Annotated in this window: 14 protein-coding genes; 7 read left to right on the top strand and 7 right to left on the bottom strand. The window is 41.2% G+C overall.

Annotation, left to right across the window (positions count from 1 at the left end):
• The 5 genes from dnaX to I3249_RS12390 all read right to left on the bottom strand — a co-directional run.
• The coding region (gene dnaX, locus I3249_RS12370) for a DNA polymerase III subunit gamma/tau (protein WP_238070165.1) at positions 1-1,423 on the bottom strand (1,423 nt) is incomplete at its 3' end.
• Positions 1,424-1,492: 69 nt separating this feature from the next.
• Complete coding sequence (locus tag I3249_RS12375; RefSeq protein ID WP_238070166.1) at positions 1,493-2,755, bottom strand: hypothetical protein; 1,263 nt, start codon at positions 2,753-2,755, stop codon at positions 1,493-1,495.
• A 115-nt stretch (positions 2,756-2,870) separates the two neighbouring features.
• On the bottom strand, positions 2,871-4,409 hold the full coding sequence (gene lysS / locus I3249_RS12380) for a lysine--tRNA ligase (RefSeq protein ID WP_102090341.1): 1,539 nt from the start codon (positions 4,407-4,409) through the stop codon (positions 2,871-2,873).
• Between the two features lie 130 nt (positions 4,410-4,539).
• Entirely contained in the window at positions 4,540-5,631 is a 1,092-nt protein-coding gene (gene prfA / locus I3249_RS12385) for a peptide chain release factor 1 (protein ID WP_057760300.1), read from the bottom strand.
• 234 nt (positions 5,632-5,865) lie between these two features.
• The gene (locus I3249_RS12390) at positions 5,866-7,011 is read right to left on the bottom strand and encodes a beta-ketoacyl-ACP synthase III (RefSeq protein ID WP_057760302.1); all 1,146 of its coding nucleotides are present in this window, start codon (positions 7,009-7,011) and stop codon (positions 5,866-5,868) included.
• 296 nt (positions 7,012-7,307) lie between these two features.
• Between I3249_RS12390 and pnuC the strand changes: the two genes are divergently transcribed.
• From pnuC to creD, 4 genes are all read left to right on the top strand, one after another.
• Entirely contained in the window at positions 7,308-8,018 is a 711-nt protein-coding gene (gene pnuC / locus I3249_RS12395; RefSeq protein ID WP_238070167.1) for a nicotinamide riboside transporter PnuC, read from the top strand.
• Positions 7,990-8,577, top strand: a complete 588-nt coding sequence (locus tag I3249_RS12400; protein WP_238070168.1) for an ATP-binding protein — start codon at positions 7,990-7,992, stop codon at positions 8,575-8,577. Before pnuC ends, I3249_RS12400 begins: the two co-directional genes overlap by 29 nt.
• 79 nt (positions 8,578-8,656) lie before the next feature.
• On the top strand, positions 8,657-9,181 hold the full coding sequence (locus I3249_RS12405) for a TIGR00645 family protein (RefSeq protein WP_238070169.1): 525 nt from the start codon (positions 8,657-8,659) through the stop codon (positions 9,179-9,181).
• Between the two features lie 169 nt (positions 9,182-9,350).
• Positions 9,351-10,964, top strand: a complete 1,614-nt coding sequence (gene creD, locus I3249_RS12410) for a cell envelope integrity protein CreD (RefSeq protein ID WP_238070170.1) — start codon at positions 9,351-9,353, stop codon at positions 10,962-10,964.
• 131 nt (positions 10,965-11,095) lie between these two features.
• Here the strand turns inward: creD and I3249_RS12415 are convergent, their stop codons facing one another.
• Positions 11,096-11,779, bottom strand: a complete 684-nt coding sequence (locus I3249_RS12415; RefSeq protein ID WP_238070171.1) for a YetF domain-containing protein — start codon at positions 11,777-11,779, stop codon at positions 11,096-11,098.
• A gap of 322 nt (positions 11,780-12,101) precedes the next feature.
• Between I3249_RS12415 and I3249_RS12420 the strand changes: the two genes are divergently transcribed.
• Positions 12,102-13,019 (top strand): EamA family transporter, encoded by a 918-nt coding sequence (locus tag I3249_RS12420; protein ID WP_238070172.1) that lies wholly within the window; start codon positions 12,102-12,104, stop codon positions 13,017-13,019.
• Between the two features lie 171 nt (positions 13,020-13,190).
• Here the strand turns inward: I3249_RS12420 and I3249_RS12425 are convergent, their stop codons facing one another.
• Positions 13,191-13,604, bottom strand: a complete 414-nt coding sequence (locus I3249_RS12425; RefSeq protein ID WP_101204365.1) for an organic hydroperoxide resistance protein — start codon at positions 13,602-13,604, stop codon at positions 13,191-13,193.
• Positions 13,605-13,770: 166 nt separating this feature from the next.
• Between I3249_RS12425 and I3249_RS12430 the strand changes: the two genes are divergently transcribed.
• Together I3249_RS12430 and I3249_RS12435 are read left to right on the top strand one after the other, a co-directional pair.
• Complete coding sequence (locus tag I3249_RS12430) at positions 13,771-14,622, top strand: AraC family transcriptional regulator (protein WP_238070173.1); 852 nt, start codon at positions 13,771-13,773, stop codon at positions 14,620-14,622.
• A 265-nt stretch (positions 14,623-14,887) separates the two neighbouring features.
• Positions 14,888-15,217 (top strand): hypothetical protein, encoded by a 330-nt coding sequence (locus I3249_RS12435; protein WP_201579479.1) that lies wholly within the window; start codon positions 14,888-14,890, stop codon positions 15,215-15,217.
• Positions 15,218-15,371: the final 154 nt, after the last annotated feature.

The raw sequence follows: 15,371 nt of genomic DNA on the forward strand, positions 1-15,371 counted from the left end.
CAATTGGTTCAGGCTCAACAATTGGTTCAGGCTCAACAATTGGTTCAGGCTCAACAATTGGTTCAGGCTCAACAATTGGTTCAGGCTCAACAATTAGTTCAGGCATAGCACTAGTCATTGACTGTGCTAAATTGTCATTATAATCAATACCGCTTTGCAGCTCATCGTGACTTGGTGTCTGATAATCAACATTATAAAGCTCTGGCGGCGGTGCTGACGCTTCATGTGCAACAGCATCTGGAGCTGATGTAGAAGATACTGGTTCTATAGCTGGTACTTTGGTAGCAGACCCATCACTATCATAAGTATTGCTCAAGACTTCATCGACTGGTAATGGACGAAACGCCAGCAATCGTAAGATGCACATCTCAAGCGCTTGCATCGGTGTACTTGCAAGCTTGACACCTTCACGGGCTTGTACAACAATCTCATAATACAGCTGCAAGACATCAGGGCTAATATGCTGAGCTAGCGTATAAATATCTTTTGCTTGCGCCTCATTGACATTGAGAGCCACCTCAGGTAACAGCTGAGTCAATGCCAACTGATGTAACAGCTCAGCGAGCCCATCAAACATACTAGTCGCATCGACCATTTGCGCGCGCATTTGTTCAATATGAGCAGCAACCGCCGACTTATCATGATTATAAATATCTGTGATTAGACGCACTAAGTCAGCGGCATCAATGAGGCCAAGCATTGCGTTGACAGTCGCATCATCCAGTGCTCCTTGACCAAAAGCAATGGCTTGATCGGTCAATGATAGAGCATCACGTACAGAACCTTTAGCTGCACTTGCCAATTGCCAAATGGCTGGCTGAGTATAGCCTACCTGCTCTTTAGTCAAGATATTTGCCAAATGCTCGCTAAGTAACGTTTGCGGTAATGGTCGCAGAACGAACTGCAAGCAGCGCGAAATAATCGTAATCGGTAGCTTTTGTGGATCAGTCGTCGCTAATAAAAACTTAACATGCTCCGGTGGCTCTTCTAGCGTTTTAAGTAGCGCGTTAAAGCTGTGCGTAGACAGCATATGTACTTCATCAATCAGATAGACCTTATAACGTCCTTGGCTAGGCGCATAAGGCACATTGTCTAACAGCTCACGCGTGTCTTCGACCTTGGTACGAGAAGCGGCATCAATCTCAATAAGATCAATGAAACGTCCCTGATCAATAGCAACGCAATTATCACATACGCCGCAAGGGGTACTGGTAATACCTGTATCACAGTTCAAGCATTTAGATAAAATACGCGCAATCGTTGTCTTACCCACACCGCGCGTACCTGTAAACAGATAAGCATGATGCAGACGATTATAATCAATCGCATTAATTAGCGCTTGAGACACATGCGTCTGCCCAATCAGCTCGTGAAAGTTTTTTGGTCGGTATTTGCGAGCTAAAACTTGATATTGCTGCGTCATAATAAATGCCAATGTAAATAATACAAATATAAAGGAAGCGTCAGGCTAATGAATCATACTATGTTTAGGTTATAACTGAGCTTGAAGTTGGGCCAGTCGGTCATATAAGCGTTGAGTACTTTCATCAATCAATGAGCCTGCTTGATGAAATATATCCAGATAAACCTCAGTATTTACGCTGTCTTCGCACGGCCTAAACTCTACGCCCAGTAAAAACAAATCGTCCATTACTGGCTCTTGTAATTGGACATTAATATCTGACAATAAATCTTTATAAGAGCGCCTAACGTTTTCTGCGCTTAGCGAACTGCTATCGTCTTGCGCATAAAACACCATGAGATAATGGCGTCCAAATACGTGATAAGAATGCTCATGGCGGACATATCCATTCCAGCACGAGTCTTGATCCATGGTTCTATAAGCTAAGATTTTTTCTACTAGACACGCATAGGTATACATTGACTCATCTACCAAAATATCAACCTGCTCATTTGGTAAAGGTGTACCTGCTTCATGATAACGCTCAAGCACACTGTTGAATAGCTTGAACCACATACCCGTATTTTTTTGCATCTCAGCCATTAAAGCATCGGCAAACACAGTCTGATTCGGCTCTACTGCTTTAAGTAAGCGTAATTCAACTTGCTCAATTAACTCGTTATCGATTAGCTGCTCTTGCACCCTAATCGCTCTTTGATGAAAGTCAGGTGATTGTAGAAACTGTTTAAGCAATGTTGATTCGTTTTGAAATGATGCAAAGCTAGATAGTTGACGACGATGAAAATCTAAAAAAGTTGTCAAATCACTTGGCGTCACCAACTGATTGAGGATATCAACGAAGTTTTGATGACTAAAGACTTGTAGGATACTTTGCTCATCATCTAAGTCTAAAACACAGTCTTCTGCAAAAAACCGACTGCCATATTCGTAGCCAACTGCGTAAGAGGAATGGCCCAATTGATCGTCTTGATGATTGACAGACAATGATGTTAAACCGATAAAGTAAATCGCTTTATCAGTTATCACGGCACTTCTATCTACAATTAGGCTGTCGTTTTTTTGATAAATCTGAGCGTGGCGTTTGATAAGTTGGTTAACAACTTCTTTTCTCCACTCACGAACTTTAGCATTATCCACTTCTTGTCTATTCGCTTGCATCACAACCGTATTGACAAGCAAATAAATAGTAGCGCCAGAAAACTCAAAAACAAAATCATAACCCTGAAAATGATCATAGTCAGTGATTTTGTCATCGGGCAACTCATACAATGATAAAAAACATTGCTGAATCATTTTTTGCCATGGTACATGTGATGCTTGCTGAATATCCATAATACCCCTATAAACGATATTTCACAAAAAAGCTGATACCCATTCTGTGAAAATGAGCAAAAGCTTTTTATGCTGAGTTAAGTATCAGTTTGGATTTATAGCAAGCAAACCCACATTAGCTATCTTGTTTGCGGCGCATATGCGGGAACAAGATCACATCACGGATACTAGCAGAGTCGGTAAATAGCATTACTAAACGGTCAATACCAATACCCTCACCAGCTGTCGGTGGCAAACCATAAGACAATGCTTCGATATACTCTTCATCGAAATGCATGGCTTCATCATCGCCCGCGTCTTTTTCAGCAACCTGACCACGGAAACGCTCGGCTTGGTCTGCTGGATCATTAAGCTCACTAAAACCATTGGCCAACTCACGACCACCAACGAACAGCTCAAAGCGATCGGTAATCTCAGGATTGTCATCACTACGGCGCGCTAGAGGCGAGGTCTCAGCTGGGTACTCAGTAATGAACGTTGGCTGACGTAATTGATGCTCAGCCGTTTCTTCAAAGATAATCGTCTGTAGTTTACCCACACCAAACACATCTTTGACTTGCTGCTTAAGTGTCGTAGATGCATATTCTGCTAGGTATTCACGATCATTGATACGTGTCATATCAAAGTTTTCAGCATATTTTGCAATCGCATCAGACATTGATAGACGAGCAAATGGTGCTTTTAGGCTAATGGCTTCTTCTTGATACGTAAGCTCTGTTGTGCCCAACACATCTATTGCTAACTGATTAAACAGACGCTCAGTCAAATCCATTAAGTCATGATAATCAGCGTATGCTTGATAGAACTCAATCATGGTAAATTCAGGGTTATGACGGGTTGAAACCCCTTCATTACGGAAACTACGGTTAATCTCAAATACTCTCTCAAACCCGCCAACGACCAGACGCTTAAGATAAAGCTCAGGCGCGATACGTAGATATAAAGGCATATCTAATGCATTATGATGTGTCTCAAACGGACGGGCTACTGCGCCGCCTGGTATCGGATGCATCATTGGCGTTTCAACTTCCATAAAACGCTCATTTAGCATAAATTGACGAATACCGCTGACGATCTGACTACGAACCATAAAGGTATTGCGAGTCGTCTCATTGGTCATCAAATCAAGATGACGATTGCGATAGCGCGCTTCGACATCAGCCAAGCCATGGAACTTGTTTGGCATTGGACGTAGTGATTTGGTCAGTAGCGTAATTTCTTCAATATGCACATACAAGTCGCCTTTACCTGAGCGACCGATATAGCCTGATACACCAACGATGTCACCCAAATCTAGTGATTTGATGCTTGCACGCGTTTCCTCATCAAGCTCTTTACGTGCTACATATAGCTGAATACGGCCTGTCATGTCTTGAATCACGATGAACGAACCACGGTTGAGCATGACTCGACCTGCCACGTTGACCTGTGTTTTTTCACCATTTGCTGCTTTTTCTTCAATTTCCTGCTTTGAGACACCATCAAAAGCCGTCTGTAAGTCTTGCGCATAATCAGTGCGTTTGAACGTATTAGGATACGGCTGTTTACCTGAAGCACTGATATCATCTAGCTTGGCTTGCAGTTGTGCGATTAGCTCGTTAGCATCTTCTACGACTGGGGTTTGATCTTGGTTCTGATTATTGTGCTTTGACATAACACTCTCAATATTTTTAGGTAATTAAATGGATAAACGAAAACAGAAAAATTAAATCAATACTTATTATTATAAGAACAGACATGGTGATAAAAACGATAAAACTGTTGGTGCTTTTAAAGACTAGCTACTAGTCATTGCCACCGATACTGGCCATCAAATCAGCCTGATGCTCACGTAATAGTGCATCAAGAATCTCATCCAAGTCGCCTTCCATAATGGAGTCGAGTTTGTATAAGGTAAGGTTGATACGGTGATCGGTCATACGACCTTGTGGAAAATTATAGGTACGGATACGCTCAGAGCGATCGCCACTACCGACCAAGTCACGACGTATAGAGTCCGCCACATCGACCTGTGCTTGCACTTTGGCTTGTTGAATTTTAGAGACCAGCATTTTCATAGCATGCGCACGGTTTTTGTGTTGGCTACGCTCTTGCTGACACTCTACCACGGTACCTGTCGGAATGTGTGTCAAACGTACGGCAGAGTCAGTCGTGTTCACGTGCTGACCACCAGCGCCGCTTGAGCGGAAAGTATCCATTTTGATATCAGCAGGATTGATATCGACGGTATCATCAATCTCAACTTCCGGCATGACCGCAACCGTACAAGCTGACGTATGCACACGACCTTGGCTCTCGGTTTCAGGAACACGCTGTACGCGGTGAGCGCCTGATTCAAACTTTAGACGACCATATACACTATTGCCAGATACACGAGTGATGATTTCTTTATAACCGCCATGCTCACCTTCATTTGCAGAGAGCACTTCTAGTGTCCAGCCTTGGCTCTGCGCGTATTTTTGGTACATACGGAACAAGTCACCAGAGAAAATCGCTGCTTCATCGCCACCTGTCCCTGCACGAATCTCTAAAAATGCTGGTACTTTATCGTTAGGATCTTTTGGTAGCATCATCAGATTAAGCGCTTCTTCCATCTCTACGATGGTATCACGCGCACTCTCAATCTCATCGATCATCATCTCTTTCATGTCAGGATCTGTTGCATCGGCTAGCATCGCTTCTGCATCAGCCTGATCCGTTTCTGCACCCACGTAGTTTTGCCACAGCGTCGTGATCTCCATCAAGTCGCTGTGCTCAACAGACAATTCACGGAACTTATTATTATCACTAATGACACTAGGATCTGATAATAAAGCGGTGACCTCTTCATAACGGTCTACCATCTGGTCTAAACGCAGGCGTAAGGATTCTTTCATAAAAGGACTTTTAATTGGATAAGAGGAATAAGCCCGTGATTATAGCAAATTTTTTGGGGTAAATTAAAACCTCTAATCATTCTTGTTGATATTGTCGGTAATCTCGATGTTATCTTCTCCAACATCTCTGTTTATATTTAGATGTCACAGCTTAATTTCAATAGCAAAAACAACAGACAAAAAAATAGCTAAGAATATTCTTAGCTATTTTTATCAAAACAAGTAGTCAAAGTATTAGACCTTGCGAACTAAGACCGATCCAATAGAGTAACCTGCACCAAATGAGCAAATAACGCCCAGATCGCCTGATACTAAGTCATCTTTGTGGCGATGGAATACAATCATAGGACTCGCTGAGCTGGTATTGGCAAATTCAGCAATAACACTCGGAGCAATCGATTTATCGGCATCTTTACCAACCACGGTACGTAGAATCAAATCCAACATATTGGCATTGGCTTGATGCAACCACATCATCTTAACATCAGATGTTGGGATGTCGTTTTCTTGCAAGTGCTCAGTGATAATCTCTGACACTTTCGGACAGACTTCACGGAATACTTTACGACCGTTTTGCAAAAACAGCTTGTCAGTGACCGGTGCTTTGATATCTGGATACATTTCAGTCTGTGCTGCTAGATACTCTGAGCGATCCATAAAGCCATATTCGTTTTTAATATTGGTCGAAAACTGAGTAAATAGCTTAGAGTTTAGAATCTCATAACCTTTTGGCGTATCTAATTCTTCAACGATAGAAGCAGTCGCTACATCACCGAAGATAAAGTGGCTGTCACGGTTGCGCCAGTTTAGATGCGCTGAGGTAATCTCAACGTTGACCACAGCAATACGCTTGGCCAAACCAGAGATGATAGAACCATGTGCTTGTGACAGACCAAACGTCGCCGCACTACACGCAACGTTCATATCATAAGCAAAGCCGCCAATCATACCAATTTCGTTTTGGATTTCGATGGCAACCGCAGGATAAGTACGTTGGAAGTTTGAGCAAGCAAGGATGATACCATCTAAGTCGTTGGCCTCAAGTCCAGCATCAGCCAAAGCGTCTCTCAGTGCTGCTGCACCCATTTCGGCCATGACTGACAACTCTTCGCCCAAGTTGCGGTAAGGGATAACTGGCGCCATGATTTCAGTATTTAAGATACCTTCTTTTTCCATCACATAACGTGATTTGATACCAGATACTTTTTCGATGAAGGCAGCTGAAGAAGGCTCAAGTGCCGTCACTGTCTCTGCAGCTATCTCTTCAGCATGTTCGGTATTATAGTTTTCAACATACTGGTTAAATGACTCAACTAGCTCTTCGTTACTAATGCTGTAAGGTGGGATATAAAGACCAGTGCCTGTGATACAAGTCGTCATGATAAGCTTCCTTGTCTACTACTGTGGTGCTTGGAATAAGCATAAAAGTGGAAAAATAATAGCCATTCAAATTCAGTGAATAACTGTAAACTTAAAATCAGTGTGTTTATTATGCCTGAATATTATAATTTTTCTAATACTTTGTTACAAATAATCTGTTTCTTGCCATAAATTAGCAAAGACTGCCGTCCTTTTGCGATAGCTACGTTATAATTGGTATCATTTTGGTCTGTACTATTCATCGAACTATCTTGATTATTCAGAATATTGATACGCGCTCATATTTAGGAATACTAATGGCAGAACTTCTCAACTGGTTATTTGGTCAATACGCTGACTACTCTACAATATTCATCATTCTTGAACTGATTGCCGTTGTCTTCGGCGTAGCAAGTGTCTTACTCGCCAGCAAAACCAATATTTTAGTCTTCCCTATCGGTCTGGTCAGCACTGCTATATTTGTGTACCTACTGTGGAAGTGGCAGCTGTTTGGCGATATGTTCATCAATGCTTACTATACCGTGATGAGCTTGTATGGCTGGATTAACTGGTCAAAGAATAAGAAAAACCAGTCTGTTGAGCACAAGCAGTCAAATGCCAATAATGTCCGTATTGAGCATTTGCATACAGGTGACATCCCGATACTATCTGCTTTGGCAGCAGGAACGATAGCTTTTGTAGGATTGGTTTATTACTTCCGTCCAGTGATTAATAATGGCTTCAGTTTCGATGGTGCGGTACTTGGAATCCATCTATTTACTTGGGTCGATTATACTGACATGCTCACTACTGCTTTATTTTTGATGGCAATGTGGCTCATGGCACGGCGCAAAATCGAGCATTGGATACTCTGGATCATCGCTGATGCGATATCGGTACCACTATACTTCTATAAAGGTTTTACTTTTACCGCGCTACAATATGTAGTCTTCACTCTTATCGCAATCTGGGCATACTATGAATGGCAACGACGCTACCGTGTACAACCTCGAGCAGCATACGCCTAAATCTGTCATCAACGTCGCGGTTTTAGGGGCAGAAAGTACGGGTAAGACGACCTTATGTCGTGATTTGGCCGAGCATTTTGATACTCCTTGGGTGTCAGAATACATGCGCACCTACTTACAGGCAAAGTGGGACGACGAGCAGCTGACTTGTACGTGGGAAGATCTGATCCCTATCGCACAGGGACAGGTTACACTAGAGAATACCTTGGCCAAACAAGTCGCTCAGTCGTCTAATGCCAGTCATTATTTGTTTTGCGATACCAGTTTGTTTGAGCTGATGGTTTATTCTTATTGGTATTATGGCGACTGCCCAACGGATCTTGAGCAAGCAGCGTTGGCGCATCACTATGATTTGATATTATTGACTGAGGTTGATACGCCATGGGTGGCTGATGACCTGCGAGACAGTCCACACCAACGCGATGAGATAAGCGACTATTTCGCCAGTCAATTAAGCAAGCATCAAAAACCATTTCAACGCATTAGTGGCGATAGAAAAGCGCGCGTTCAGCAAGTAGTAGCACAGCTCGCTAATATAGATAATATATCGCCTGACTAAAGCTAAATAGCTATACCCAAAAAATTATTCATATTTGTGTCTTTAAGACTTTCTTGTCTTTAAAACTTAAGAGATACCCATGCTAAAGAAGTTTGAGCTTTATTTAGAAAAAACCATATTTAATAGCCGCTGGATACTGGCACCTTTTTATCTAGGGTTGGTGTTAGGCATTATTTTATTATTTATTAAGTTTGTCCAAAAGCTATGGGACATGTTCGCTGACATTCTGACGGCCTCTGAAGCTAGTGTGATTGTAGATATATTGGTATTGGTTGATATCTCTCTGGTTGCCAGTTTACTGCTTATCATTATATTCAGTGGCTATGAGATCTTTGTCTCAAAAATCGATACTGGCACTCATGATGATCGTCCTAGCTGGATGGGCAAAGTGGACTTTTCGGGTCTAAAGCTCAAAGTCATCGGAGCGATCGTCGCTATCTCGGCAATTGACCTTTTGAAATCCTTTATGGATATATCTAGTGGAATGAGTGAACTTGATGCTGACAAGCTCATGTGGAAGGTCATTATTCATATGACCTTTGTATTGTCTGGCTTGTTATTCGCTATCATGGATAAAGTCGTTGGCGATACAAAAAAGCATTAAACACATTAATAATCGAAAAACAATTATCCGAAAATATCAACTTTTACCCTTTCACAGTTATTCCATATTTCCTGCACATCTTCTCTTCATGCCCTCTCTATGATGTCTTTTAAAACCACAGTCTGCTATCTCGGCAGCTGTGGACTAAAGACACTTAGGAGGCGACAACATGCAAAAAACATTATTGACTAAGTTATCCATCATTGTAGGACTTTGTATCGTTTTTTCGATTGGTCTCAGTATGATTAGCGACATCATATATGAGAGACAATACTACGCAGAGTCAGTGATAAAAGAAATCACCGAGCAGCACGTCAATCCACAAGAAGTCATTAATCCATTTATCGCCATCCCTACGACAGTCACACCAGCATGTCAGTCATCTGATACACCAAATGTAAAGAACAAATGCGAACCGTCATACTCGAAAATCGAGACGATATTTGCCTTTCAGACGCAGGCAGCACAGAACCTAAAAGTAAACACAGACACTTATAAACGCGGTATCTATAGTGCCACTAGTTATGAGGGTCAGCTGACATTCGACCAAAGTTATATGTCTGCAGACAAAACAGCAACCCTCCTTGGCAACGATTCAGAGTCAGTTACTACCTCTCTCAATACAGATAAAACGCCATTGGCCAAAACCATTACCCATTGGAATAAAGCAAAATTGATCATTCCTGTGTCTGATTTGCGCGGTGTCGCTACCTTGCCTACTGTCACAATTAATCAAAAGTCGATTGCAGCAAACTATCCGCAAATGCCAATGATAGAGAACTTAACCTATGTCGAAGTAGATATTCCTAAAGACGTATTGGAGCAATTGAGCAATCCTACTAGCCAGCAGAATAAAGATGGCTTGGCTACTACAGGCTCAATAAATAAAAATCTAGATAAATCAGAGGTAAATAGCCAGTTATCTAATCCTAAAGACAATCAAGCGCTCAATATTGTGATCGACTTGCCATTAGCTGGCATTAGTAATGTAACGACTGTCCCAACTGGGCAGAACTTTACTCTGTCTATGCACAGTGACTGGCAGACACCAAACTTCATCGGTAAAGCATTACCAAATACCAAGAGCATTACCGCTAAAGGATTTGATGCCAGTTGGCAAAATCAGTATTTAACCGTTGCAAATAATCAGTACCTCTCTCAATGTCTCAGCGTGCCTAACCATCAATGTACTGTCATAAGTGAATCAACGCTCAATATCGATAGTCATTCGTACAATCCTGATTCGCTTGAGGCATCAAGAGGTCTGACGACAGACAGTACAGCAGTAGCTGGTAGTAATCAAAGTGTTCTGCTAAACAGCTTTGGCGTTAGTTTTGCAAGCCCCAACGATGTCTATCTACAAACTGAAAGAGCCATGAAGTACGCCTTGCTATTAATTTTGGTATCTTTTGGCACTTTCTTTTTATTTGAAGTGCTCAAATCAAGTCGTATCCACCCTATTCAGTATCTGCTCGTCGGCTGCGCACTATTTGTCTTTTATGTCTTATTACTACCACTTGCAGAACAAATCGCATTTTGGCAAGCCTATATGGTAGCGGCCAGTGCTTGTGTTGGGCTTATTGGCTGGTATAGCTATTATGTATTTGGCGGTTTAAAACGGGCAGTAATCTTTACCGCGACACTTGCTGGGCTATATGCTGCGTTTTTCGGTATTTTAAGTACAGAAGATCTCAATCTATTACTGGGTGCGATATTCTGCTTTGTGATACTTGCCTGCGTGATGGTGATGACGCGCAAACTTGACTGGTATAAAGTGACATAAATAATGAGAGCCATGCGCTGTATAAAGCAAGTCAGACAAACTGTCAGTAAATGAGAGGTTTTTATCTGATAATTTGAAAAAAATTGGCTGCCTTAGCTTATTAACTGAGCTAAGGCAGCCAAGTAGTAATATTATTTGACGATATGATTGTTTAACGCTTTAGCCCAATTATTGCAATTATCCTCGCAGCGCGGGCAACACTGATTGGGGTCAGAGATTTCATCAACGTAACCGCAATACATACAAGCATAATAAACACCTGCTTCTACTTGCTCGACCGGTCGGTATTGCTTGGGGAAAAGCGGCATCCCGTAGTCTGTTTTTTCAGAGGTGTGCAATAAAATACTAAAATTGCCATCAGTCTCGAGCAAACCAGTACGCACTTGACCTAAATGCTCAACCCCTTGTTGGCGCATTTCAGCAAAAAACTCATCGTGTGACATTTCACCTTTTTTGATTTTATCAAGCACCAGCATGCCATCTTCTACAATATAAAGTGACTTGCCTTCTAACAGGTCTTCAAAAGGCTGAAATTTCATCATCGCCCAAGTACAAAGCCTATAGAGCGAAATGACGGTACCCATGATTAATACCGCTTGAATGATGGGCAGGTCTTCGGTGAACATGGGATCACCTGCAATAGAACCTAGCGATAAAATGATGGTTAACTCAAAAATAGAGAGCTGACGGACACCGCGCTTACCAGTAAATCGTAAAAATGTGATAATCAATACAAACATGACAGTGACACGTATTAAGATTTCAAAGGCAAATAACCAAGTTGTGTCATGAATAAAAATACTTGCCCAATCCATACTATCGTTTCCTATTTATTTATCTGATTTATTGTGTTTAATGAATGTTGTTCTAAAGATTCATTTGATGCAAAGCACATCATCCCTATTTTTAGACCTTATCGTCAATACAACTATCGTTATTCTGATTTAAAAGAGACTTTTTGCCATAAGTACGACAAAATATCCTGTCTTGTGAAACGGCTATAGATTAGATTAATCAGTTATAAATCTATTATCTTTGCTAAGAATAAACGTTCGTTATAACAGCGTATCTTAAGACCTAAAACTAAAATCCTATGTTTGCCTGTTTTGTGCCATTTATTCATTGTAGGAATTACTTTTGAAAGCCACGATTTATACTATTATTGCGTTAATCGCCTTTGCTGCAAATTCTCTGTTTTGCCGAATGGCATTGGCGGAAGGCTACATCGATGCTTGGAGCTTTACCATCATCAGGCTAGTGAGTGCGACGGCCTGTCTAGGCATTATCATGGCTATACATGCTTACAGACTGCGACGCCAAACGTCTAATCATGACGAATCTACTGTCCACGCTATATTAAATGACAAAGGCAGTTGGTTAAGTAGTCTCAGCTTGGTGATTTATGCGCTGTGCTTTTCAATTGCGTATGTAGAGCTGGATACTGGCACTGGGGCATTGATTTTGTTTTCAGCGGTTCAGCTGACGATGATTGGCTGGGGTATCTACAAAAAGGAGCAATTAAGCGCGCTACAATGGTTAGCATTTGCCGTTGCAGTGGCAGGGTTCGTGTATTTGATGCTGCCATCAGCTGCCATACCATCACCATTGGCGGCAGCGTTAATGGCTATGAGCGGCATAGCTTGGGGAATATACAGTATACGAGGCAAATCATGTGTCTCACCGCTGCGAGCGACAGGGTTCAACTTTGTGCGTAGTTTAGTCGCTGTGCCTATACTATTACTGGTAGGTATGACGTATCTAGATGACTTAGGTTTGAAAAATATCAATTTGGATGGTATTACCATTGAAGGTGTACTACTCGCCTGTGCATCCGGAGCGATCGCCTCAGGGTTGGGCTATAGTATCTGGTATACAGCGATGCCACTATTGAAAAACACACAAGCCGCTATCGTTCAGCTATGTGTCCCTGTGATTGCTGCGTTGCTAGGTGTGGTGTTTTTATCTGAACAGCTGACTATGCCATTTATAGTTGCAAGCACAGTTATTTTGGGCGCGGTCTTAGTGTTTACCTTAAATAAAAAAGTACCGGTATAAAATAATGCTATTAACAACCTATCATTAGCTAAACTGCTCAGAAAAAGTTCCAGCTTATGATTCTACCAGACAACATAAAACGCCCCGACTCTTATAAATCGAGGCGTTTTATATTCGAGTTATTATTTTAATATTGCTAGTCTACGGTCAACAGTCGTTGAACAACAGCATTTAAGCAACAGTAACTTCTAGACGAGTATCGACATTGCCGCGAGTAGCATTAGAATACGGGCACACCTGATGCGTAGCTTCGATCAACTGCTGCGCTTGCGCTTCATCAATACCTGATACTTCTACAGACAGCTCTATCTCTAGGTTGTAGCTACCGTCAGCTTTCATACCGATACCTACTTGCGCAGAGGTTTTTGAAGCGGTAACAGGCAATTTCATGTGCTGTGCAGTCATGCTCAAAGCGCTATCAAAACAAGCCGCGTAACCCATGGCAAAAAGCTGTTCTGGATTCACGCCTTCTTTGTCTTGCTCTTGAAAAGATACCAAGTCAAATCCTAAAGAACCATCGTCTAATCCAGTATGGCCAGAACGTCCACCAGTAGCGGTTGCACGCGTTTTATAAAATATTTTCATGAGTAATTATTCCTTGTTTCATATTATTAGAGGTCGTACTTACGCTGTTGCGATGAGATTATTATAGAATCCTCTGCATTTATACGTTAGAACAAACCTCTATAACTCTTGCCTAATCCTACAAATATTTATACTATCAGGCAACTCTATAAAATAAGCACTCGTGATGAATCAAACGACTATTGACCAACTTTTAGCAGTACTACCTAGAAATAAAACCATCGAGTCCGCTGTTTCAGGCTTGTTCTTTTACTGCGCGGACAAACCAAGCAAAGCCGTAAGCTATATTCAAGAGCCAAGTATTTGTATTGTATTGCAGGGAGAACGCGAGATTTATTTGGGTGCTGACTGTCAAAGGTTTGACAATAGTAACTTGATGTTCTGTCCAGTTAATATACCGCTAAGTATGCATATTAAACATGCTTCGATAAAAAACCCTGTCATTGTTTTATCAATGAAATTAGATTTAGCCATGATTAGAGATGTATTAGCGCAGCTACCGACCACACAACCAATGGCAGGCAGCCATTTAGGGATAAAGTGGCACCTAGATGACACCATAATGGACGCGTTTGATCGATTGATACGCTTGCTTAATTATCCAAACGATATTGATTTTCTGTCTTCTTTAATTCAACAAGAAATATACTATCGCCTACTCTTGGCTGAGCAAGGCAACAAACTTAAGCAATTGGTCGTTAGCGGTAGCCATACACACCGCATTGCTCAAGCGACTGACTGGATAAAGGCACATCTAGATGAACCTATTATGGTTGAGAGCTTGGCTAGTAGATGCGGCATGAGTGTCTCAGGGTTTCATCAGCATTTTAAAGAAATAACCCAGCTGAGTCCGCTACAGTATCAAAAAAGCTTACGTTTAATGGAAGCCAGACGCTTAATCAAGATGCATGGAGCGCAAATATCACAAATAGCAATGCAAGTAGGCTACGAAAGCCCTAGTCAGTTTAGCCGAGAATATAAGCGGTTGTTTGGTTTGAGTCCAAGTAGTGAGTTGTAGTTGTAATTTTATTTTCTAATAGAATAAATTTAGTTTACTTAGGCTATTTACTATTATATTTACGAAAGCATTCCTTAAAAAACATCATTTTTAAATTGAATGATTTATGGAGCATTTTAAATAAATAGAAAAATTGGTTGACTCAACCATATATTCGTATTATAACATATAATATGTATTTAAAATAATGAATATATAGGAGCAGCTTTACTCTGCGTAAGATCAATGTGAAGCGATCAATAGAAAGCTTAGGGAGGAAATAACAATGATTCGTTTAAGCTACACTCTCAAATGTTGGGCACTTGGCATCACGTTTTTTACAGTGTTCTACTTTATGGTAGTCATGAGTGACCCTGGCTTTAGCAAGTACATTTACATGTTGGCTTTCAGCACTTTGCTATTCCCTATTGCTAAGCGTGCAGTCGATGTTATGACCGATTTTTTCGCACCAGATATTGAGCTGTTCAATGGATTGTTACCATCACTTTTAATCAATATTGTGATTTGGATGTTTACTCCATTTATCGTCGCATTAACTGTGATTGCTTATGTACTTTATAGCATGGGTGTACTGACAGAAAAGATTAGTCATTAAATACCAATCATTAAGTGTCAATTATCAAGTACCAATCATTAAGTGCTAGTCATTAGATACCAGTCGCTAATTATCAAACTGACCCCTGCCGTCAATCCCGTAGAATTAAACTTGGGAGATTTTAGTTACGCAGCTTGACGATAATAATCAAACC

The organism is Psychrobacter sp. Ps1 (assembly GCF_022129425.1).
Lineage (GTDB): Bacteria > Pseudomonadota > Gammaproteobacteria > Pseudomonadales > Moraxellaceae > Psychrobacter.

What these genes read in the sequence shown, in the direction of transcription:
- creD (WP_238070170.1), top strand. Translation starts at nt 9,351, where the DNA reads ATGCAAAAAACATTATTGACTAAGTTATCCATCATTGTAGGACTTTGT.
- prfA (WP_057760300.1), bottom strand. Translation starts at nt 5,631, where the DNA reads ATGAAAGAATCCTTACGCCTGCGTTTAGACCAGATGGTAGACCGTTAT.
- I3249_RS12425 (WP_101204365.1), bottom strand. Translation starts at nt 13,604, where the DNA reads ATGAAAATATTTTATAAAACGCGTGCAACCGCTACTGGTGGACGTTCT.
- pnuC (WP_238070167.1), top strand. Translation starts at nt 7,308, where the DNA reads ATGGCAGAACTTCTCAACTGGTTATTTGGTCAATACGCTGACTACTCT.
- I3249_RS12415 (WP_238070171.1), bottom strand. Translation starts at nt 11,779, where the DNA reads ATGGATTGGGCAAGTATTTTTATTCATGACACAACTTGGTTATTTGCC.
- lysS (WP_102090341.1), bottom strand. Translation starts at nt 4,409, where the DNA reads ATGTCAAAGCACAATAATCAGAACCAAGATCAAACCCCAGTCGTAGAA.
- I3249_RS12430 (WP_238070173.1), top strand. Translation starts at nt 13,771, where the DNA reads ATGAATCAAACGACTATTGACCAACTTTTAGCAGTACTACCTAGAAAT.
- I3249_RS12405 (WP_238070169.1), top strand. Translation starts at nt 8,657, where the DNA reads ATGCTAAAGAAGTTTGAGCTTTATTTAGAAAAAACCATATTTAATAGC.
- I3249_RS12375 (WP_238070166.1), bottom strand. Translation starts at nt 2,755, where the DNA reads ATGGATATTCAGCAAGCATCACATGTACCATGGCAAAAAATGATTCAG.
- I3249_RS12390 (WP_057760302.1), bottom strand. Translation starts at nt 7,011, where the DNA reads ATGACGACTTGTATCACAGGCACTGGTCTTTATATCCCACCTTACAGC.
- I3249_RS12435 (WP_201579479.1), top strand. Translation starts at nt 14,888, where the DNA reads ATGATTCGTTTAAGCTACACTCTCAAATGTTGGGCACTTGGCATCACG.